This window comes from Acidimicrobiales bacterium, from assembly GCA_035533095.1.
Lineage (GTDB): Bacteria > Actinomycetota > Acidimicrobiia > Acidimicrobiales > Palsa-688 > DATLUM01.
Map to the genome: position 1 here is coordinate 1 of DATLUM010000071.1, position 20,049 is coordinate 20,049.

At 66.6% G+C, this 20,049-nt stretch carries 16 protein-coding genes and 3 tRNA genes; 15 read left to right on the top strand and 4 right to left on the bottom strand.

Annotated elements, in window-relative coordinates:
• The 4 genes from VNF71_08810 to treZ form a co-directional block, all read left to right on the top strand.
• Nucleotides 1-2,220 (top strand): glycoside hydrolase family 3 N-terminal domain-containing protein (locus VNF71_08810; protein ID HVA74653.1); only part of this gene is annotated, 2,220 nt, incomplete at its 5' end.
• Nucleotides 2,221-2,278: 58 nt separating this feature from the next.
• A tRNA-Arg gene (locus VNF71_08815) sits at nt 2,279-2,352 on the top strand.
• Nucleotides 2,353-2,435: 83 nt separating this feature from the next.
• Entirely contained in the window at nt 2,436-5,084 is a 2,649-nt protein-coding gene (treY, locus tag VNF71_08820) for a malto-oligosyltrehalose synthase (protein HVA74654.1), read from the top strand.
• Between the two features lie 2 nt (nt 5,085-5,086).
• Nucleotides 5,087-6,817, top strand: coding sequence for a malto-oligosyltrehalose trehalohydrolase (treZ, locus tag VNF71_08825; GenBank protein ID HVA74655.1), 1,731 nt, complete (start codon nt 5,087-5,089; stop codon nt 6,815-6,817).
• A gap of 23 nt (nt 6,818-6,840) precedes the next feature.
• Here treZ and VNF71_08830 read toward each other — a convergent pair whose 3' ends face one another.
• Nucleotides 6,841-7,176 (bottom strand): lipopolysaccharide assembly protein LapA domain-containing protein, encoded by a 336-nt coding sequence (locus tag VNF71_08830; protein HVA74656.1) that lies wholly within the window; start codon nt 7,174-7,176, stop codon nt 6,841-6,843.
• A 45-nt stretch (nt 7,177-7,221) separates the two neighbouring features.
• Between VNF71_08830 and VNF71_08835 the strand changes: the two genes are divergently transcribed.
• Entirely contained in the window at nt 7,222-8,196 is a 975-nt protein-coding gene (locus VNF71_08835) for a methyltransferase domain-containing protein (GenBank protein HVA74657.1), read from the top strand.
• Here the strand turns inward: VNF71_08835 and VNF71_08840 are convergent.
• From VNF71_08840 to VNF71_08850, 3 genes are all read right to left on the bottom strand, one after another.
• Complete coding sequence (locus tag VNF71_08840) at nt 8,193-8,624, bottom strand: hypothetical protein (GenBank protein ID HVA74658.1); 432 nt, start codon at nt 8,622-8,624, stop codon at nt 8,193-8,195. The genes VNF71_08835 and VNF71_08840 overlap by 4 nt on opposite strands.
• A 25-nt stretch (nt 8,625-8,649) precedes the next feature.
• Nucleotides 8,650-8,720, bottom strand: a tRNA-Gly gene (locus VNF71_08845).
• Between the two features lie 116 nt (nt 8,721-8,836).
• A tRNA-Pro gene (locus VNF71_08850) sits at nt 8,837-8,911 on the bottom strand.
• Nucleotides 8,912-9,073: 162 nt separating this feature from the next.
• On the opposite strand from VNF71_08850, the gene tig reads away from it, so the two are divergent.
• The 10 genes from tig to rodA all read left to right on the top strand — a co-directional run bounded on the left by tig (nt 9,074) and on the right by rodA (nt 20,041).
• Nucleotides 9,074-10,471 (top strand): trigger factor, encoded by a 1,398-nt coding sequence (gene tig / locus VNF71_08855; GenBank protein HVA74659.1) that lies wholly within the window; start codon nt 9,074-9,076, stop codon nt 10,469-10,471.
• Complete coding sequence (locus VNF71_08860; protein ID HVA74660.1) at nt 10,468-11,103, top strand: ATP-dependent Clp protease proteolytic subunit; 636 nt, start codon at nt 10,468-10,470, stop codon at nt 11,101-11,103. Before tig ends, VNF71_08860 begins: the two co-directional genes overlap by 4 nt.
• 25 nt (nt 11,104-11,128) lie before the next feature.
• Entirely contained in the window at nt 11,129-12,406 is a 1,278-nt protein-coding gene (gene clpX, locus VNF71_08865; GenBank protein ID HVA74661.1) for an ATP-dependent Clp protease ATP-binding subunit ClpX, read from the top strand.
• A gap of 65 nt (nt 12,407-12,471) precedes the next feature.
• On the top strand, nt 12,472-13,731 hold the full coding sequence (locus tag VNF71_08870; protein ID HVA74662.1) for a folylpolyglutamate synthase/dihydrofolate synthase family protein: 1,260 nt from the start codon (nt 12,472-12,474) through the stop codon (nt 13,729-13,731).
• Between the two features lie 61 nt (nt 13,732-13,792).
• A complete protein-coding gene (gene ndk, locus VNF71_08875; GenBank protein ID HVA74663.1) occupies nt 13,793-14,206 on the top strand; it encodes a nucleoside-diphosphate kinase in 414 nt (137 codons plus the stop codon).
• Nucleotides 14,207-14,468: 262 nt separating this feature from the next.
• A complete protein-coding gene (locus tag VNF71_08880) occupies nt 14,469-15,515 on the top strand; it encodes a rod shape-determining protein (GenBank protein ID HVA74664.1) in 1,047 nt (348 codons plus the stop codon).
• Between the two features lie 18 nt (nt 15,516-15,533).
• On the top strand, nt 15,534-16,373 hold the full coding sequence (gene mreC, locus VNF71_08885) for a rod shape-determining protein MreC (protein HVA74665.1): 840 nt from the start codon (nt 15,534-15,536) through the stop codon (nt 16,371-16,373).
• Nucleotides 16,370-16,945 carry a rod shape-determining protein MreD gene (gene mreD / locus VNF71_08890; GenBank protein HVA74666.1) on the top strand — a complete coding sequence of 192 codons (576 nt, stop codon included), beginning with the start codon at nt 16,370-16,372 and terminating at the stop codon, nt 16,943-16,945. The genes mreC and mreD overlap by 4 nt, the downstream gene beginning before the upstream one ends.
• A gap of 10 nt (nt 16,946-16,955) precedes the next feature.
• Nucleotides 16,956-18,881 carry a penicillin-binding protein 2 gene (gene mrdA / locus VNF71_08895; protein ID HVA74667.1) on the top strand — a complete coding sequence of 642 codons (1,926 nt, stop codon included), beginning with the start codon at nt 16,956-16,958 and terminating at the stop codon, nt 18,879-18,881.
• Nucleotides 18,881-20,041: a rod shape-determining protein RodA gene (gene rodA / locus VNF71_08900; protein ID HVA74668.1), complete on the top strand. Its 1,161-nt coding sequence runs from the start codon at nt 18,881-18,883 to the stop codon at nt 20,039-20,041. Before mrdA ends, rodA begins: the two co-directional genes overlap by 1 nt.
• Nucleotides 20,042-20,049 lie beyond the last annotated feature (8 nt).

Here is a 20,049-nt window from a genome sequence, read left to right on the forward strand (position 1 = left end):
TGGACCGACCGGTGGTCCACGACCGATCATGACCGTGTGAGCATCCGCACGTTCGACGAAGCACGCGCAGCCGTAGCCTCCGGGATGGCGCCCGCCGCGGCAGCCGGCGAACTCGTTTCGCAGATGACCCCAGAAGAGCGGCTGTGGTGCCTCGACGGGGACGCGCCGACCTGGGCGGGCCTCGCGTTCATGCACCAGGAGAACGGGTACCACAAGGCACCGTTCGTCGCCGCTCAGGTCGAACGGCTCGGGATCCCCGGCATCGCCTTCTCCGACGGGCCGCGAGGTGCGGTGATCGGGAACGCGACGTGCTTCCCGGTCACGATGGCTCGAGCCGCGACCTGGGACCCCGCTCTGGAGGAACGCGTCGGCGAGGCCATCGGGCGTGAACTGCGGGCTCTCGGCGCGAACCTCACCGGCGCTGTGTGCGTGAACTTGCTTCGCCATCCGGCGTGGGGTCGAGCGCAGGAAACCTACGGTGAGGATCCTCATCACGTTGGCGAACTGGGCGCCGCGCTCACGCGAGGGCTGCAGCGCCACGTGATGGCCTGCGTGAAGCACTTCGCGTGCAACTCGATGGAGAATGCCCGATTCAGCGTCGACATCGAGGTAGACGAGGTCGCCCTTCACGAGGTCTACCTCCCGCACTTCCGCCGCGTGGTCGACGAGGGCGTCGCGGCCGTGATGTCGGCCTACAACTCCGTCAACGGTGATTGGTGCGCGGAGAGCACGAACCTTCTCACTGATGTGCTCCGCGGCGAATGGGGCTTCGAGGGTTACGTCATCAGCGACTGGATTCTCGGGCTGCGCGACGCCGCGAAGTCGCTGGGCGCAGGTCTCGACATCGAGATGCCGTACCGCATGGTCCGGGCGCAGCACCTTCCTGGCGCGCTCGACCGCGGAGACGCCAGATGGGAGGACGTCGACGCGGCGGTCACCCGGGTGGTCTCGAGCCTTCTACGCTTCGGCGAGATGCTCGGGGCACCGGCGCCTCCGATCGGCGTCGTCGGCTGTGACGAGCACAGGCAGCTTGCGCGCCAGGTGGCCGGTCGTGCGGTGGTGCTCCTGCGAAACGAGGCGGTGGAAGGCACGCCCGTCCTGCCCCTGCCCTCCGCCACCAAGTCCGTGGCCGTCTTCGGCCGCCTGGCCGGCGCCGTCAATTTGGGCGACGGTGGTTCGAGCGACGTGTGGGACCTCGACTGCCACACGATCCTCGACGGCCTGCGCGCAGAGTTCGCCGGTGAGGTCCGCTACGACGACGGAAGCGACACTGCTCGGGCAGTCACCCTCGCCTCGAATGCCGAGGCGTGCGTGGTGGTAGCCGGATACACCTACCGGGACGAGGGCGAGTACATCGGCGATGCTGGCTCTGGGCTCGCGCACCTGCTACCACCTTCGGACGAACCCGGCGTCGTCGAGGCCTACGAAGCGTCCCTGCGTGATCTGCGATCGGTCGATGCACCCGAGCGACTTTCCGAACGACCGAAGGGTTTCAGCATCGGCGGTGACAGGAGCTCGCTCCGGCTGCCCGATCCCGATGTCGAGCTGATCCGGGCCGTCGCCGCTGAGAACCCGCGAACCGTCGTGGTGATCCAGGCGGGCAGCGCGGTCATCGTCTCGGAGTGGGCGGACTCTGTCGCCGCCATCGTGCAGGCGTGGTACGGAGGATGCCGGGCCGGCCCGGGGCTCGCAGACGTGCTTCTGGGCAAGGTGAATCCGTCAGCCCGCTTGCCTTTCAGCGTCCCGGTGGACGAGGCCGACCTGCCGGCGTTCGACCGCGACACCACCAGCTTCCGCTACGACCGGTGGCACGGCTGGTGGCACCTCGCCAGGGCGGGTCGCAAGCCGGCGTTCCCGTTCGGGTTCGGTCTCTCCTACACCACCTTCGCCCTCACCCACGTGGGTCTGCTCAGTGCGCACGACGGCGTGACCGTCACGGGAACCGTGTCGAATACCGGTGACATGGACGGCGCCGAGGTGGTCCAGGTGTACGCGGAGCTCCCGGATCCCGAGGCACCGCCGCGGCTGGTCGGATTCTCTAGAATCGAGGTCGCCGCCGGCGGCAAGGAGACCTTCGAGGTCAGGGTGCCGCGACGGAGACTCGAGACGCGGGACCCGGTCGCGCACACGTCACGGCCGGCTTCGGGGCGCCACCGGTTCCTCGTCGGGCGACACGCCTGCGACCCCGAGTCGACGGCGATCGAGGTGGACCTCTCCTGAAAGGTACCTGTACGGCCAGGTGCGCCCTGCGCCCCGCTACGGTGAGTCTCCGGCCCAAGCCCCTGTAGCTCAGTTGGATAGAGCGGCCGCCTTCTAAGCGGCGGGTCGCAGGTTCGAGTCCTGCCGGGGGCACACACCGCCCTCACACACCCTCGGGCGAGCAGCAAACGACGGGCCCCGTTTATGCGCCGCCGGCGCTCGGGTACATGCGGCTGATGATGAAGGCGGGCGGTTCACAGGCCGGGATTGCCAGGCGCGCCTCCTACAGGGTCCAGCTGAACCGCGACTTCACCTTCGCGCAGGCAGCGGAGATCGCCGGTTACCTCGCGGTCCTCGGTATCTCTCATCTGTACTGCTCCCCCTACCTGCAAGCCGCGCCAGGCAGCACGCACGGATACGACGTCGCCGACCCCGAGCGGCCCAACGACGAACTCGGCGGCCAACCCGGCCTCTCCCTCCTCTCGGGCGCACTGAGAGAGCACGGGCTCGGCCAGATCCTCGACATAGTGCCCAACCACATGGCCGCCGATCCGAAGGCGAATCTCTGGTGGCGTGACGTCCTGGAAAACGGGCCGTCCAGCCAGTACGCCGGCTTCTTCGACATCGACTGGGAGGGCGGTGAATCGAGATCGGCGTTCACCGTATTGGTCCCTATCCTCGGCGACCATTACGGCCGGGTCATCGAGCGAGGCGAGGTTCGTCTCGCGCGCAGCGGTGGCGATTTCGTCCTCCGCTACCACGAACACGAGCTGCCGGTCTCGCCCAAGACAGTGGATGAAATCGTGGGGCGAGCGGCCCGCCGTGCCGGCTCGCCGGAACTGGCGGAGGTGGAGGCCGGTTTCGCCGGTCTCCCGCCGGCAAGAGTCACGGACCGTGAGGCCGTCGCGCACCGGCACGAGAGGAAGGAGACGCTAGTGGCGCGCGTCGTCGAGCTCTGCCGGGACGATCCCGGTCTCGCCGACGCACTCGACGAAGAGGTGGAGGTGGTCAACCGCGACCCGGACCGCCTCGACGAGCTGCTCCGTCGGCAGAACTACCGGCTGGCGTACTGGAGGACGGCGAGCGAGGAGCTCGACTACCGGCGGTTCTTCAACATAGAGACACTCGTCGGGCTGCGGGCCGAGGACGAGCACGTATTCGAAAAGACACACCGTCTTGTCCTCCAACTCGTCGACGACGGGACCGTCGACGGGCTGAGAGTCGACCATGTCGACGGGCTCCGGGACCCGGAGGGTTACCTCGAGCGGTTGGATGGGGCGACGTCGGGCACTTACACCGTCGTCGAGAAGATCCTGGCCCGAGAAGAGCTGCTGGTGGACAGCTGGCCGGTCGCGGGCACCACCGGCTACGACTTCCTGATCCGGGTCAACAACCTCTTCGTCGCGACCGCCAACGAGCGCCCGATGACCGACGCGTACGGGTCGTTTACCGGCCAGACCGCGACGTTCGCCGACGTGGCCCACGAGTCGAAGATCGAGATCATGCGGCGCGACCTCGCCCCGGAGGTGGGGCGCCTGACCTCCTTGCTGTCCGGGGTGTGCGAAACCCACCGCCGCCACCGCGACCACACCCGGCGCGAACTCCGCGACGCGCTCAGCGAGGTCGTCGCGCACATGTGCGTCTACCGGACGTACAACTCAGCCGGCACACCCGCTGGCGGAAGCGATCGCCGGTGGGTCGAGGACGCCGTCGACGGCGCCGTGGCTTGCCGTGAGGACATCGACCTCGAGCTGTTGCGCTTCATCGGAGAGCTCGCGCAGGGGCATCACGCAGGCGAAGGTGCCGACGAGTTCGTGCCGCGCTTCCAGCAGCTGACAGCACCCGTGATGGCGAAGGGCGTCGAGGATACGGCGTTCTACCGGTACAACCGGCTGGTGTCGTTGAACGAGGTGGGTGGCGATCCGGGAACCTTCGGTCTCCCGGCCGACGAGTTCCACACCGCGACGCAACGTACGGCGCACCGGTCTCCCGAGTCGATGCTCACCCTCGCGACGCACGACACCAAGCGCGGCGCCGACGTGCGGGCGCGGATCAACGTGCTTTCCGAGGTTCCCGAGCAGTGGGCCGGCGCTGTCGCATCATGGGCCCGGGTGACCGCGCGGTACCGAGGTCGCCACGGTCCCGACCCCAACTCCGAGTACCTGCTCTACCAGACAATCGTCGGTGCATGGCCAATAGAGCCGGACCGGCTTACGGGCTACATGTCCAAGGCGCTTCGAGAAGCCAGAGTCCACACCTCGTGGGCCGACCCCGACGAGGCCTACGAGCGCGACGTCGAGGTCTTTGTCCGTGGAATCCTCGGCGACCCCGACTTCCTGTCGCTGCTCGGATCCTTCCTGCGCGACAATCGCGTGGTGGAGCGCGGCCGGCGCAACTCGCTCGCGCAGGCTGCCCTCCTGCTCACGTGCCCCGGCATCCCGGACATCTACCAGGGCACCGAGTTGTGGGATATGAGCCTCGTCGACCCCGACAACCGCCGGCCCGTCGACTATGCGTCGCGCGCGCACCTGCTCAGCCGCGCCGGCGGAGAAGACGGTTTCGATATAGGTGACGACGCGCTCGGGAGATCGAAGCTTCAGCTGATCCGGCAGCTGCTCGCTCACAGAAGCTCCAATCCCGACCCCTATTCGAAGAGTGGCTATGAGCCGTTGCCCGTCGACGGTGAGGGGATCGTCGCATTCGAGCGCGACTCGCTCGTGGTGATCGTTCCTTGCAGGAGCGCCGTTGCCGGCCCGTTGTCCGTCGAGTTGCCCGCCGGCCAGTGGACCGACGTCGTCACCGGCGCTGCTGTGTCGGGCGGGCTGCAGCCGGTCGCATCCCTGCTCTCGCGCTTGCCGGTCGCGGTTCTCGAACGGGCCGGGTAGGCGTGCAGGAGTTCAAGGTCTGGGCTCCCGAACCCGAGAGCGTCACACTCCTGTCCGGCGGTCGCGAGCTTCGGATGCACCGTGGCTCGGGAGGGTGGTGGCACGTCAGCGACGAACGAGCCGGGCCGGGCACGCATTACGGATTCTGCCTCGACGGCGGGCCACCCCGGCCCGATCCGCGCTCACCCAGCCAGCCCGGAGGCCCCGAAGACCTGTCCGAGGTGGTCGACCAGTCCGCGTTCGCCTGGAAGGACGCCTCGTGGACGGGCATGACCATGAAGGGCGCAGTTCTTTACGAGATCCACGTCGGCACCTTCACTGCGGAAGGCACCTTCGACGCGGCGATCGAGAAGCTTCCCCTGCTTGTCGACATCGGAGTCGACGCGGTCGAGCTGATGCCGGTGGCCGAGTTCCCCGGCGATCGAGGTTGGGGATACGACGGCGTCAACCTGTTCGCGCCACACCATGCATACGGCGGACCGGACGGATTGAAGCGGTTCGTGGACACGTGCCACTGCTACGGCCTCGGTGTCGTGATGGACGTCGTCTACAACCATCTCGGCCCCTCTGGAAACTACCTGCCGGAATTCGGCCCCTACTTCTCCGACCGCCATCAGACGAACTGGGGGTCCGCGATCAACTTCGACGGCAGCGGCAGCGACGAGGTCCGCCGTTTCGTCATCGACAACGCGCTCGGCTGGCTACGCGATTACCACGCCGACGGCCTACGCCTCGACGCCGTCCACGCCATCGTCGACGACTCGGCGCGCCACGTTCTCGAGCAACTGTCGGCTGAAGTCGATGCTCTCTCCTCACATCTCCGCCGTCCCCTCACGGTCATCGCGGAGACAGATCTCAACGACCCCCGTTTCGTCCGCCCGCTCGACTCCGGCGGATACGGACTCGATTCCGCCTGGGCGGACGAGTGGCATCACGCGCTGCACGCGGCCCTCGCCGGCGAGAGGACCGGGTACTACGAGGATTTCGGCTCACTGGCGCATCTGGGCAGGGCTCTCCGCCAGGCCTGGGTCTACGACGGGACGTGGTCCCGGCACCGGGGACGTCACCATGGGCGATCCCCGTCCGGGCTGCCGGGTCATCGTTTCGTCGTGTTCACGCAGAATCACGACCAGGTCGGCAACCGGCCGCTTGGCGAGCGGTCATCCGCGCTGATGAACGAAGGGCGGTTGCGGATCGCAGCCGCGCTGTTGCTGACCGGCCCATTCACTCCGCTGCTGTTCCAAGGCGAGGAGTGGGGTGCCACCTCTCCGTTCCTCTACTTCACCGATCACCACGATCCCGAGCTCGGGCGCGCAGTGAGCGAGGGTCGTCGCAACGAGTTCCCCTACTGGAGCGCTGGGACAGGGGACGTACCCGACCCCCAGGCACCCACGACGTTCAACAGGTCCAAGCTCAACTGGGACGAGCGCGAACAGGCGCCCCACGGCTGCCTTCTCGCGTGGTACAAGCGGCTCATCGCGCTACGGCGCAGGTTCGCGGACCTGAGCGATCCCCGCCTCGAACGGACCGAGGTGATCGTGGAAGAAGAGACCCAGACGGTGGTCGTGCACCGAGGCGTATTCACCGTGCTCGTCAACCTGTCCGCGGTGATGCAGGACTTCCCCCTGGTGCCCTCGTGGGACCTGATCGCCGCCTCATCCCCTGACATCACCTCTGCCGGGGAAGCGGTGTCCCTGCCGCCGGATTCGGTGGCGATTGTGCGGACCGCTTGACCCAGGCCCGACCGGCGGCCGGTTCAGCCCCGGTGGGCGCCCGATCCGGGTTCCCCCCCGTCGATGTCGCCGCCTCCGCTGCGCTCGACACCGGGTTGGTTGCGCCGGGCGGTGCGGCGCAGCTGGATTATCCGGACCGAACCGGCGGCGAACACCACGAGACCCCCCAGCACCGTGGCGAACAGAAGGTCCACAGCCAGGGGAGCTCTCCAATGGACCGTGAAGAAGCTGACCTTCACCCGCTGGAGGTTCTGAAGTATGAACACGAGCAGCACGACGAGCAGGACCATCCCTGAGGCGACAGCGAGCCATAACGACGTGCTACGCGACGGATGGGGGCTCTTCGGCGGCTCGGTCACACCACGAGTCTTACCGCTCTGGCCGCACGCCGTATGGTTTGCCGGATGAATTTGCGATCGACGGTTGCAAGGGTCCCGGGTGCCCGCAGGGCGTACCGCGGCGTCAGAACCGCGCAGCAGATGCCATCGCGTGTCAGGCGGCGCATCACCCACGCTGACGGCTACTTCGCCTCGCTGGGCCACCGGCGGATGGTCGAGGTCGCGTACGAGATCGTCCTGGGAAGGCCTGCCGACCCGGTCGGCCGCGAGACTGCGCTTTCGATGCTGGGGACCGGATCCTGGTCTCCCAGCGAGATGATCAGCTGGCTGATGGGCTCGGGAGAGTTCAGGCGCAACCGGCACTTCACAGGCAGGACGCTCGGCCCCTCGCTGCACTCGAGCAGATGCGAGTTCGTTCGTTCGCTGCCCGCCGCGAGGAACATCCTCGATCTCGGAGGCACCGATCTCGCGTCGCCAGAGGGCGCGATGGTCACCATGGGTTACCCGTACCGCTTCGAGACGTTGACCATCGTGGATCTGCCCCCGGACGAGCGACACGAAATCTACAGAGCGGACCTTCACGCCGACCCCGTAAAGACCTGGCTCGGGCCCGTCTATTACCGCTACCACTCGATGACGGACCTGAGCGGGTTCGCCGACGCGTCGGTTGACCTCGTCTACTCGGGCCAGTCGATCGAGCACGTGCCGCCCGCGGAGGGGCGCAAGGTCGTGAAATCGGTGTACCGGGTGCTCGAGCCCGGCGGGTACTTCGCGCTCGACACCCCCAACGGGCGGGTGACACGCGTGCAGCAGCCGCAGTTCATCGACCCCGATCACAAGGTCGAGTACACGCTCGAAGAGCTGCTGGAATTGGTTACAAGCGCCGGCTTCGAGATCGCAGACTGCAAAGGAACCAACCTGGCGACCGACAGTGTCGCGAGCGGGCGGTTCGACGCCGACGAGGTGGCGGGCAACTCGGGGCTGTACTCGCGTGCCGAAGACTGCTACCTGCTGTGCGTGGTGGCGCGAAAGCCGCGCTAGCGCCGGCGACGCCTCCATCTATCACTGGCCGCCATCACCAGCCATGTCCCGAGAGGCACCGCGAGGGCAAGCCCGACGAGGGCGGAGCGCTCGGTGCGGGTTGGCGAACCCGTGGACGACGAACTCGTGACTCGAGTGACCGGCCGGTAGTTGGCACCCGATCCTTTGCCGACAGGGCGGATCGACGCACTTGCCGAGGGGGCCGGCGACACCCCGAGCGGGTTGCCCGAGTCGCCCGGCGCTTCAGTGGTGGGGACCGAGAGGTCTCGGGGGGCGGCCGCCACGGAGCGCGCGCCGGCGGCGGATGCGGCTTCGGCGCTCAGGCTCAGCCCGCCGAACAGCAGGACGAGGGAGATCGCGGCAGCGCCCTGCCAGCGGACGGAAGCGGGGTTCCGGCGCTTGGATACGAGGTCAGCGGAGGGGCACATCTCTGATTCGGAAGCTCATCTCGGGAGCGGGCGACGGGTGTCGAACCCGCGTAACCAGCTTGGAAGGCTGGAGCTATACCGTTGAGCTACGCCCGCGACGCAAGAAGATCCTAACCGGGTGACCGCACCACGTGACCAGCACGCCGGCGTCAGTGAGCCTGTGTCGGGGAGACTGTTGTGTCGGGAGGCTGTTGTGTCGGGAGGCTGTTGTGTCGGGGAGGCGGGATTCGAACCCGCGGCCTCCTGCTCCCAAAGCAGGCGCGCTAACCAAGCTGCGCTACTCCCCGCAGGAGCCGGAAGCTCCTGAAACGCGACCAACCTACCGTGACCCGCGTCTCCGCCCTCCGCACGTAGAGAGGTTCGCAGAATTGCCTGAGCAGAAGAACGCTGCTCAGCAGCGTTCTTCTGCTCCACCAATGGCGCGAACCTCTCTAGACTCCGAGCCCTATATGAAAGCCGTGGTAGAGCCCCTCGAGGGGAACAAGGTCAAGCTCTCGATCGAGGTCGAAGAGGACGAGTTCGAGAAGGCGATCGACGCGGCTTTTCGTAAGATCGCCCGGGAAGTGCGGATCCCCGGCTTCCGGCCGGGCAAGGCGCCTCGCCGTATCCTCGAGGCGCGCCTCGGCAAGGAGGCGGGCAGGACGGAGGCGCTTCGCGACGCGTTGCCCGGCTACTACAGCCAGGCCCTGCGTGACCACGACGTCGACGCGATAGCTCCGCCCGAGATCGACATCACCGCCGGCGAAGAGTCCGGGGCGGTCGCGTTCGATGCTGTCGTCGAGGTGCGGCCGCAGTTGAAACTGGCGGGATACCAGGGCCTGCGCGTCGAGGTCCCCAGCCCGGAAGTCACCGACGAAGAGGTCGACGCGCAGGTCGACCGACTGCGCTCGAACTTCGGCGAGTTGAAGAGTGTGGACCGGCCGGCACGCGACGCCGATCACCTCACCATCGACTTGAAGGGAAGCCGGGACGGCGAGGAAGTTGCCGGGCTCACCACCGACGACTTCCTCTACGAGCTCGGTAGCGGGACCGTCCTGCCCGAACTGGATGAGCAGCTGCAGGGCGCGAAGGTGGGCGACATCCTCGCGTTTGACGCCGATCTCCCTGGCGGCAAGGTCCAGTTCCGGGTCTTTGTAAAGGACGTGAAGGAGAAGCTGCTCCCGGAGGTAACCGATGAGTGGGCATCTGAGGCTTCCGAATTCGACACCGTCGAAGAGTTGCGATCCGACATCTCGAAGAGGATCGGGATGGTCAAGAAGGTCCAGTCGACGATCGCTTTGCGCAACTCGACGATCGACGCTCTCGTCGAGCTGGTGGATATCGACCCTCCCGCCCCTCTCGTCGACGCCGAGGTGCAACGGAGGGTTCACGACCTCGAGCACCGACTTCAGGCCCAGAACGCCACGGTGGGTGAGTATCTCGAGGCCACCGGGCAGACACCGGAGCAGGTCGTGGAGTCGATGCGCGACGGGGCAGCGGGTGCCGTCAAGGCGGATCTCGCGCTCCGAGCGGTCGCTGAAGCAGAGCAGATCGAGCCCACGGACGAAGATCTCGATGCCGAGATCGCCCGCCTCGCCGAGGCTTACAGGGTCAAGCCGCCGGAATTGAGGCGAAACCTCGACCGCGCGGACCAGATGCCCGCGGTACGCTCGGACTGGAAGAAGACGAGGGCTCTGGAATGGCTCCTCGAAAGGGTCGAGATCGTGGACCCGGAGGGGCGCCCAGTTGACAGGGCTCTTCTCGAACCAGCATCACCGGAGGACCTGACCGCATCAGCCGAGAACCCAGAGTCCGAGAATCAAACCGAGAATCCGGAACAGCCCGAAGCGGAGACCGCAGAGCAGTGATCGAGCCCGTCGCCCAATACCACATCCCCGGCGTCTTCGAGCAGACGAACCGCGGTGAGAAGAGCTACGACCTGTTCTCGCGGATGCTCGAGGAGAACATCGTCTTCCTTGGCACGCCGATCGACGACTACGTCGCCAACGCCGTGTGCGCCCAGATGCTGTACCTCGAGTACAAGAACCCCGATAAAGAGATCAGCCTGTACATCAACAGTCCTGGTGGCGACATCACGGCTCTGTTCGCCATCTACGACACGATGAAGTTCGTGAAAAACGACATCTCGACCTTCTGCTACGGCCAGGCCGCGTCGGCTGCCGCCGTGATCCTCGCAGGAGGCACACCGGGCAAGCGCTACGCGCTTCCCCACGCCAGGATCCTCATCCACCAGCCCTACGGCGGTGCCGCCGGACAGGCAGCGGACATCGAGATCCAGGCCAAGGAGATCCTCCGGATGCGCGACCTGCTGAACCAGATGCTGGCCACGGATTCCGGGCAGGACGTGGACAAAGTCGCCCGGGACACAGACCGGGACTTCATCATGAGCGCCGATGAGGCCAGGGAATACGGCATTATCGACGAGGTGATCACCACACGAGAGCTCGCGTTGGTCCCGCAGGCAGCGGGCGTGGCGTAAGGATCCGGGGAGGCGGGGGTTAGTCATGGCGAAGTTCGGCGAGTCGAGCGACCTGGTCAAATGCTCCTTCTGCGGCAAGTCGCAGAAGCAGGTGAAGAAGCTGATCGCCGGTCCGGGCGTCTACATCTGCGACGAGTGCATAGACCTCTGCAACGACATCATCGAAGAGGAGCTCTCCGAATCCACCGAAGTTAGATTCGATGAGCTGCCCAAGCCCGCTGAGATCTTCACCTTCCTCGACGACTACGTCATCGGCCAAGAGCGCGCCAAGAAGATCCTTTCCGTAGCCGTCTACAACCACTACAAGCGTGTCCAGGCCGGGCCCACGCAGACATCGGACGTCGAGCTCGCCAAGTCGAACATCCTCCTGCTAGGGCCGACCGGCTGCGGGAAGACCCTCCTCGCGCAAACTCTTGCTCGGATGCTCAACGTTCCATTCGCCATCGCCGACGCGACTGCCCTTACCGAGGCGGGATACGTCGGCGAGGACGTGGAGAACATCCTCCTCAAGCTCATCCAAGCGGCCGACTACGACGTCAAGAAGGCCGAGACCGGGATCATCTACATCGACGAGATCGACAAGATCGCGCGCAAGAGCGAGAACCCGTCGATCACCCGTGACGTGTCCGGTGAGGGGGTGCAGCAGGCGCTTCTCAAGATCCTCGAGGGCACGACCGCGTCGGTGCCTCCTCAGGGCGGGCGCAAGCACCCGCACCAGGAATTCATCCAGATCGACACCACCAACATCCTGTTCATCTGCGGCGGTGCATTCGCCGGGCTCGACAAGATCATCGACTCGAGGCTCGGCCGGCAGGGCATCGGCTTCCGTGCCGAGATCCGCCGGGGCGAGGAGCGGTCCGAGGGCGACCTGCTGGGGCAGGTTCTGCCGGAGGACCTCCTGAAGTTCGGGCTCATCCCCGAGTTCGTGGGACGCCTTCCGGTCATAGGGGCGGTGTCCAACCTCGACCGCGAGGCTCTCGTGCGGATCCTGGTAGAGCCGAAGAACGCGCTGGTCAAGCAGTACCGGCGTGTGTTCGAGCTCGACAGCGTCGAGCTGGTCTTCTCCGATGACGCACTCGAGGCGGTAGCCGAGCAGGCATTGCTTCGCGGCACCGGTGCGCGTGGGTTGAGGGCGATCCTCGAAGAGGTCCTCCTCGAGGTCATGTACGACCTGCCGAGCCGCCAGGACATCGGCCAGTGCGTCATCGACCGGTCGGTCGTCCTCGAGCGGGTGGCACCCACTCTCGTGCCCCGCACCGAGGCGCCCCGCACGCAGGCCCGGCCGCGCCGGGCGGCGTCATAACCAGCCGGGACTGGAGCCTGGGCGAAGCACTCGCCTGGCTCGACCGCCACCAGAACCTCGAACGGATGCTGGCGGACACGCGCAGGCCGGCGCCGGACCTGGCCTCCATGCGCCAGCTCGTCGACGCGCTCGGCCAGCCGCAGGCGGCGGCCCCAGTCATCCACGTCACAGGCACGAACGGCAAGACCTCCACCGCACGCTGCGTCAGCTCTCTCCTGTCGGCGAAGGGGCTGCGCGCCGGCACCTTCACCAGCCCTCACCTCGAATCGATCAACGAGCGGATCGCGAGCGACGGCGAGCCCATCTCCGACGAGGATCTGGTGACCGTCCTGTCCGAGATCGCCGCGGTCGAACCGATGCTGGGGGACGGTGTCAGGTTGAGCTGGTTCGAGATACTCGCCGGCGCGGCGATGCTGTGGTTCGCGGACCGCCCGGTCGACATCGCGGTGCTGGAGGTCGGGATGGGCGGCCGGTGGGACGCCACCAACGTGGCCGACGCCGGCGTGGCGGTGGTCACCAACGTCGGCATGGACCACGTCGAGTTCCTTGGCCCGACACGGGCGGACATCGCCGGCGAGAAGGCCGGCGTCGTCAAGCCCGGGGCCACGCTCGTGCTGGGGGAGCGGGACGACGAGCTGCGGTCCATCTTCGACAGGCAGGACCCCGCGGAAGTATGGCTGGTAGGCGTCGAGTACGGGTGCACGCGCAACGACCCTGCCGTCGGCGGGCGAGTCCTTGACATCCACACCCCCGGGGCCACTTACGAGGGAGTCTGGCTCGATCTGCACGGCCGCCACCAGGGGGAGAACTTCGCGGCGGCCCTCGCAGCCTGCGAGGCGTTCTTCGGTGGCCCGCTCGACGACCGCCTTGTCCGGGAGGCGGCCGGCACGGTCCGGTCTCCCGGCAGGCTCGAGATCGTCGGCCGCCAACCCCTGGTGGTGCTCGACGGCGCCAAGAACCTCGAAGGCGCGCACCGGGCAGCCGAGGCGGTCGCCGAGGAGTTCGGCAGCGCCGCGTCGGAGATTCTCGTCGTGGGCATGCTCCGCGGCAAGGACCCCGCCGAAATGCTCGAGGCACTCGGCGCTCACCGAGCCCGGCTGGTCGTGGCGTGCCCCGCCCCTTCGCCCAGGACGCAGCCGGCGGCGGTGGTGGCCGAGGCGGCTCGTTCGCTAGGGGTCGAAGCCCTCGAAGCGGAGTCGGTGCCAGAAGCGCTCGAGCTGGCCCTGTCCTCCGCCGGCGCCGACGACCTGGTGCTGGTCACCGGATCGCTCTACGTGGTCGGCGCGGCCCGCGCCTGTCTCGCGGTCGGCACGAGCCACGAGTAACCCTTCGCCCGCCGGTGGCGCGGGGCGGCGGTGCGGCGGCGACGGCTAGCCTGCTCCGTTCGTGAATCGCACCCTCGTCATCTGCAAGCCCGATGCCGTCGAGCGCGGCCTTACCGGAGAGATCATCAAGCGCCTCGAGCGCAAGGGCCTGCGCATCGTCGCCGCTGAACTGCGCCACGTCGACAGCGAGACCGCGGCGGTCCACTATGCCGAGCACGAGGGTAAGGGCTTCTACGAGGACCTCATCGCGTTCATCACCCGCTCGCCGGTGATGCTGCTGGTGGTGGAGGGCCCGGTGGACACGTGGCAGGTGGTGCGAAAGATGATGGGCGCCACGAACCCGGCCAACGCTGACCCAGGCACGATCCGCGGTGACCTCGCCACTGACACCGGCGAGAATCTCGTGCACGGGTCGGATAGTGCGGAATCGGCCGAACGCGAGATCAAGATCTGGTTCCCCGCCCTAGCCGGCTAGCGCCGCTCTCCGTGACGCCTCTCTCGGCGCAACTCACCGTGGCGCCGCTCTCCGTGCTGCTTTCCGCGGCGCCACTTGCCGCGGGAGCTTCTGGGTAGCCTAAGTGGTCTCCTGGGATACTTAGGCTACCCAGTAGCCCCACCCGAGGCCCATAGCCGCAGCGCCGGCCAAAGTGGTGGACCCCCGCCCAGCGCGGGTGGACGCGCCCCAGTACGCCGGGTAGCCTCTTTGGGTCCCCGGGCCCCCTGACAGGAAATTTCGCGTGTCGGACAACTTTCTCGCTGGTTTTTTCGGACGGGACATGGCCGTCGACCTCGGTACCGCGAACACCCTCGTGTACGTGCGCGGCCGGGGCATCGTGCTCAACGAGCCGTCGGTCGTCGCGGTCAACGTCAAGGACGACCGTCCCCTCGCAGTGGGAATCGAAGCCAAGCGGATGATCGGTCGTACGCCGAGCCACATCAAGGCCATCCGCCCGCTGCGCGACGGCGTCATCGCCAACTTCGACATCTGCGAGAAGATGCTCGCCTACTTCATCAGGCGGGTGCACGGGCCTCGTAAGTTCGCCAAGCCGCGCATGGTGATCTGCGTTCCGTCCGGCATCACCGGCGTCGAGCAGCGAGCGGTGCAGGAGGCTGCGGAGTCCGCCGGCGCGCGCAAGCCGGCTCACATCATCGAGGAGCCGATGGCGGCCGCCATCGGCGCCGGCCTTCCGGTTCACGAGCCCACCGGCAACATGGTCGTGGACATCGGCGGCGGCACTACCGAGGTCGCCGTCATCTCCCTCGGTGGCATCGTCACCAGCCAGTCGGTCCGGATCGGCGGTGACGAGCTCGACGAGGCGATCATCCAGTACATAAAGAAGGAGTACAGCCTCGCTCTGGGCGAGCGCACTGCCGAGGAGATCAAGATCGCTCTCGGCACCGCGTGCCCCCTCGAGGAGGAGCTGCACGCAGAGATCCGCGGGCGCGACCTCATCACCGGGTTGCCCAAGACGATCGTCACGACGACCGAGGAGATCCGCGACGCGATCGAGGAGCCGGTCTCAGCGATCGTCGATGCAGTCAAGGTGACCCTCGACAAGACCCCTCCTGAACTGGCCGCCGACATCATGGAGCAGGGCATCGTCCTGACAGGTGGAGGGGCTCTGCTTCACGGTCTCGACGCCCGGTTGATGTCCGAGACGGGCATGCCGATTGTCATCGCCGACAACCCGCTTCACTCGGTGGCGATAGGCAGCGGGCAGTGCCTCGAAGAGTTCGACGTCCTCAAGGGCGTGCTCATGTCGTCGTCGTCCCAGAGCCGTTAGGAGAGGGCCCCGCCCCTCGTGGCCGTATACCGACGCTCCTCGCGCACCCGCTACGTCGTGGCGGTGCTCGTCCTAGCCGCGCTCACGCTCGTGACCATCGACGCTCGCAGCAACGGATCCGGAGTGACCGCCGATGTCCGCTCCAAGGTGCAGGACGTGTTCTCGCCGCTCCAGCGCGCCACTCACGCTGTCCTGCGCCCGATAGGCGACTTCCTGACGGGAGCGGTGGACTACGGATCCTTGAAGCGCGAGAACCAGCGTCTGCGAGACCAGGTCGCCTCGCTGGAACGTCTGCGGGTCCAGTTCGCCGCGGAGCAGGCGGCGGCGGAACAGGTTCTCGCTGAGCGAAACCTGTCGTTTGTCGGTGGAATTCCCACGGTGACGGTTCAGGTCATCGACGACGGATCGTCGAACTTCGAGACGTTCATAACGATCAACAAAGGCGCCGATAGCGGCATCGCATCCGGTCAACCCGTCGTTGCCGCCGGCGGCCTCGTCGGCAGCATCGAGAGTGTCAGCGCTCACACGGCCACCGTCCTGCTCCTCACTAATCCGTCCTACGTGGTCGGCGTGCGGTTGGCCGGAGGCAACACCGGATCGGTTGAAGGCACAGGACGCGGTCGCTCGCTCAACGTCTCGGTCATTACCACCAACCAACCATCGCCCGCGATGACCAAGGGTGAACCGGTCGTGACGAGCGGTCTCAACAACGAGAAGTTCCCTCCCAACATCCCGGTGGGCAAGGTGCTCAGCGCGAAGACCCCCCCCGGGGCTTCCGAGCCCGACATCACCCTGACCCCCCTCGTGAACCTCAACCGCCTCAGTTACCTGCAAGTCCTGCTCTGGTCACCCCAGTGAGCGCGCACACCCTCGCCCGCCTCCGCATTGCCGTCTTGCTGGTAGTGGCGACGGTGCTGCAGACGGCACTCGCGTCCGATCTGCGCGTCGCCGGCGTGGCTCCCGACCTCATGGTCCTGGTCGCGGTGCTCGCCGGCCTCGCAGGGGGATCGGAGGCTGGTGCGGTCGTCGGCTTCTTCTCGGGGCTGCTCATGGACATGTTCCTCGCGTCGACGCCGCTCGGGCTGTCCGCGCTGACCTACTGCGTGATCGGCGCGCTCATAGGGACCGCCCGAGCGAGTGTCATGCCGGAGCGATCGCTCGTGGTGCCCGTGACTGCAATGTTGGCGACTGCCGCAGCAGTATTGCTGTTCGTGGCTTTTGGCGAGATCCTCGGTCAGGGCCAGTTGCTCGACGCCGGTGGCTCCTGGCTCATCCGGGTGGCGGTCATCGAGGCCGCGTGGAACCTAGTCCTGTCCCTGCCCATCGGGTGGCTGTACTCGCGGGCGGCGAGAGGATCCGTCGGCTCCGAGCGTTTCGGGATGACTCTCGGCCTGCCCCGCCAGCGCGAGCGGCTGGCCGGGATCCGGTAGGTCGACCGGGATGAGCACCCACGAGCAGGAATCGCCGCTCATGCGGCTCACGATCCTTTTGGTGGTCGTGGCCTGCCTCTTCGCGGCGCTTTTCGCACGCCTGTGGTTCCTGCAGGTGGTGAACGCGCCGAATGCGCAGGCGGCCGCCCAGAACAACGGCATCCGACTCATCTACATCCCCGCCCCGCGGGGCGAGATCCTGGACCGCAACGGAAACGTGCTGGTCGGCGACGTCAACGTGCCGGTGATCGAAGTCAGCCGCGAGGTCGCCGCTCAGAACCCCGACATGGTCGCCAGGCTCGCGCCCCTGCTCAACATGACCGCGCCCCAACTCCAGAGGGCCATCGACAACGTCCAGTACAGCCCCTACGCGCCGGTACCGGTGCTTCGCAACGCGTCCCCGCAGCAGATCCTTTACATCCAGGAGAACCAGTCGTTGTTCCCCGGGGTGCAGGCGACGTCCGTCACCCAGCGCTCCTACACGCCGATGGGTCTGGCCGCGGCCAACGTGGTCGGGTACGTCGGTCAGGTCAGCGACAGGCAGCTCAAGAAACTGAAAGGGCAGGGCTACCAGCCGGGAGACGAGATCGGCCTCGCCGGCATCGAGTCGAGCTACGAGAGCATCCTCCGCGGGACGCCGGGCGTCGAGAAGGTCCAGGTCGACTCGCGCGGCGATGTGCTCACGACGCTCAGCGTCACGAAGCCGGTCCCCGGCTTGAACCTGCGCCTGTCGATCGACGGCAACATACAGTTGGCGGCAGAGACGGCTCTCAACCAGGGGATGGTCGCAGCCCGGCACACGTTCGACGCTGTCACCCGCCGCAACTTCCAGGCACCGGCTGGGTCGGCCGTGGTCGAAGATCCCAACACCGGTCAGATCATCGCCCTGGCCACCAACCCGACCTACGACCCGAGCCAGTTCGTGGGCGGGATCAGCGAGGCCAACTACCAGGCCCTGCTCAACAACCCGTCCGATCCGCTTCTCGACCGCAGCATTCAAGGTCAGTACGCGCCCGGCTCGACCTTCAAGCTGGTCACGGGTACCGCCGGCCTCCAGTACGGGCTGATCACACCCAACTACTACTTCAACGACACCGGTCGCCTCATGATCGGCAACTTCCCAGCGCACAACGACAACTACGAGTCCTACGGCGAGATCAACCTGCCGAAGGCGATCACCGTTTCGAGCGACCTCTTCTTCGACAACATCGGTGTCAAGCTGTGGTACGGGCGTACGCAGTACGGCGACGACGCGCTCCAGAGCGTCGCGAAGTCCTACGGGCTGGGCACCCAGACCGGGATCGCGTTGCCCGACGAGGCGCCAGGGAGGATCCCGACACCCGAGTCGTACGTGCGGGACCACCAACGGAATCCGACGGCGTTTCCGAACGGGCAATGGTTTCCCGGTGACAGCCAGAACACAGCGATCGGCCAGGGCGAGGTGCTGGTGACCCCGCTCCAATTGGCCAATGCATACGCCACTTTCGCGAACGGTGGAAAGGTCATGGTCCCACAACTCGCCCTCGACGCCGAGACGGCCACCGGCCACGTCGTCCAGTCTTTTTCCTCCAAGGTTTTCCATACCGTGGACTTGCAGCCGGCGTGGCGAGCGGCACTGCTCGCAGGTTTCGAGGGTGTCGTGAACAACCCCAAGGGCACCGCCTACGGTGTCTTCGCCGGGACCCCTCTCGTCGCTCACGACATCGCCGGCAAGACGGGCACCGCCACACAGGTCGCGCCCAAGCAGGACACATCCGTGTTCACCTCGTTCGCCCCCGCTAGCAACCCGCAGTATGTCGTCGACTCGTTCGTGGAGGATGCCGGCTACGGAGCATCTGTGGCAGCGCCGGTAGTGCGCGAGATCTACGACGCCTTGTTCGCGCAACCGCTCCAGCCGGTGAGCTACTCGGCCGCCGGCAGCGGGGGTCAGAACTGATGGCGGCGCCGGGGGCTCTCGCTCGCAGGCAGGGACCAGGAGTGTGGCGTCACCTCGACGTCGTGCTCGTCGGAGCCACCATCCTCATCTCACTGTTCGGCTGCCTCATGGTCTACACCGCGACACGGGATCAGCTCGAGGCTGCTGGGCTCAGTCCCACCTACTACTTGAAGAAGCAGGCCATCTTCATTGTGGCCGGAATCGTCGCGATGGCCGTGGTCGCGTCCATCGACTACCGCAAGTTCCGGGACTGGGCGCCGGCGATATACGGGTTCTCGATACTGCTTCTGATCGCCGTATTCGTCGTCGGTCACAAAAGCAAGGGCGCGCAGGCGTGGTTCCAGTTCGGGTCCTACCAGCTCGAGCCGTCAGAGTTCGTGAAGATCGCCCTGATCATCTCGCTGGCGACGTACTGCGCCGCGTCGAAGCGAAGTCTCTCGGGGCGGGCCCTAGTCGCAGTGCTGGGACTTTCGGCGATCCCCTTCCTGCTGATCTACAAGCAGCCGGACCTCGGCACCGCGCTTGTCCTTGCAGCAGTGCTCGCAGCAGTCCTGCTGATAGGAGGGGCGTCCCCACGGCACCTCGCGGTGCTGGCGGTGATCACGGCGGTGGCGTCGTTTGGGGTCGTCCATTTCGGGGTGCTGAAGAGCTACCAGCAGGCGAGGCTCACGTCCTTCGTGAACTCGCCGGACCAACCGGACGCGGCGCTGCTGCGGTCCGCCGCCGGCGCGAACCTCTACAACATCGCCGAGGCGAAGACCGCGATTGGCGACGGCGGCATGACCGGGCGCGGACTCGGCAAGGGGACGATGACGAACCTTTCGTACGTTCCCGAGCAGCGCACCGACTTCATCTTCACCGCCGTCGGAGAGCAGACCGGGCTCCTCGGATCCGGACTCCTGCTGCTCCTCTTCGCCCTTGTGATCTGGCGCACCTGGCAGGCGGCAACCTTGAGCCGGGACAGGGTGGGCATGCTCATCTGTGTAGGGGTTCTCGCCATGCTGGCGTTCCAGGTGTTCGAGAACATCGGGATGACGATGGGGATAATGCCGGTTGCGGGCATCCCGCTGCCTTTCATGAGCTATGGAGGTTCCGCGCTGATCGCCATGTTCGCCGCTGTCGGCCTGGTGCTCAACGTCCGCATGCGGAGATTCAGTTAAGGGGGCAC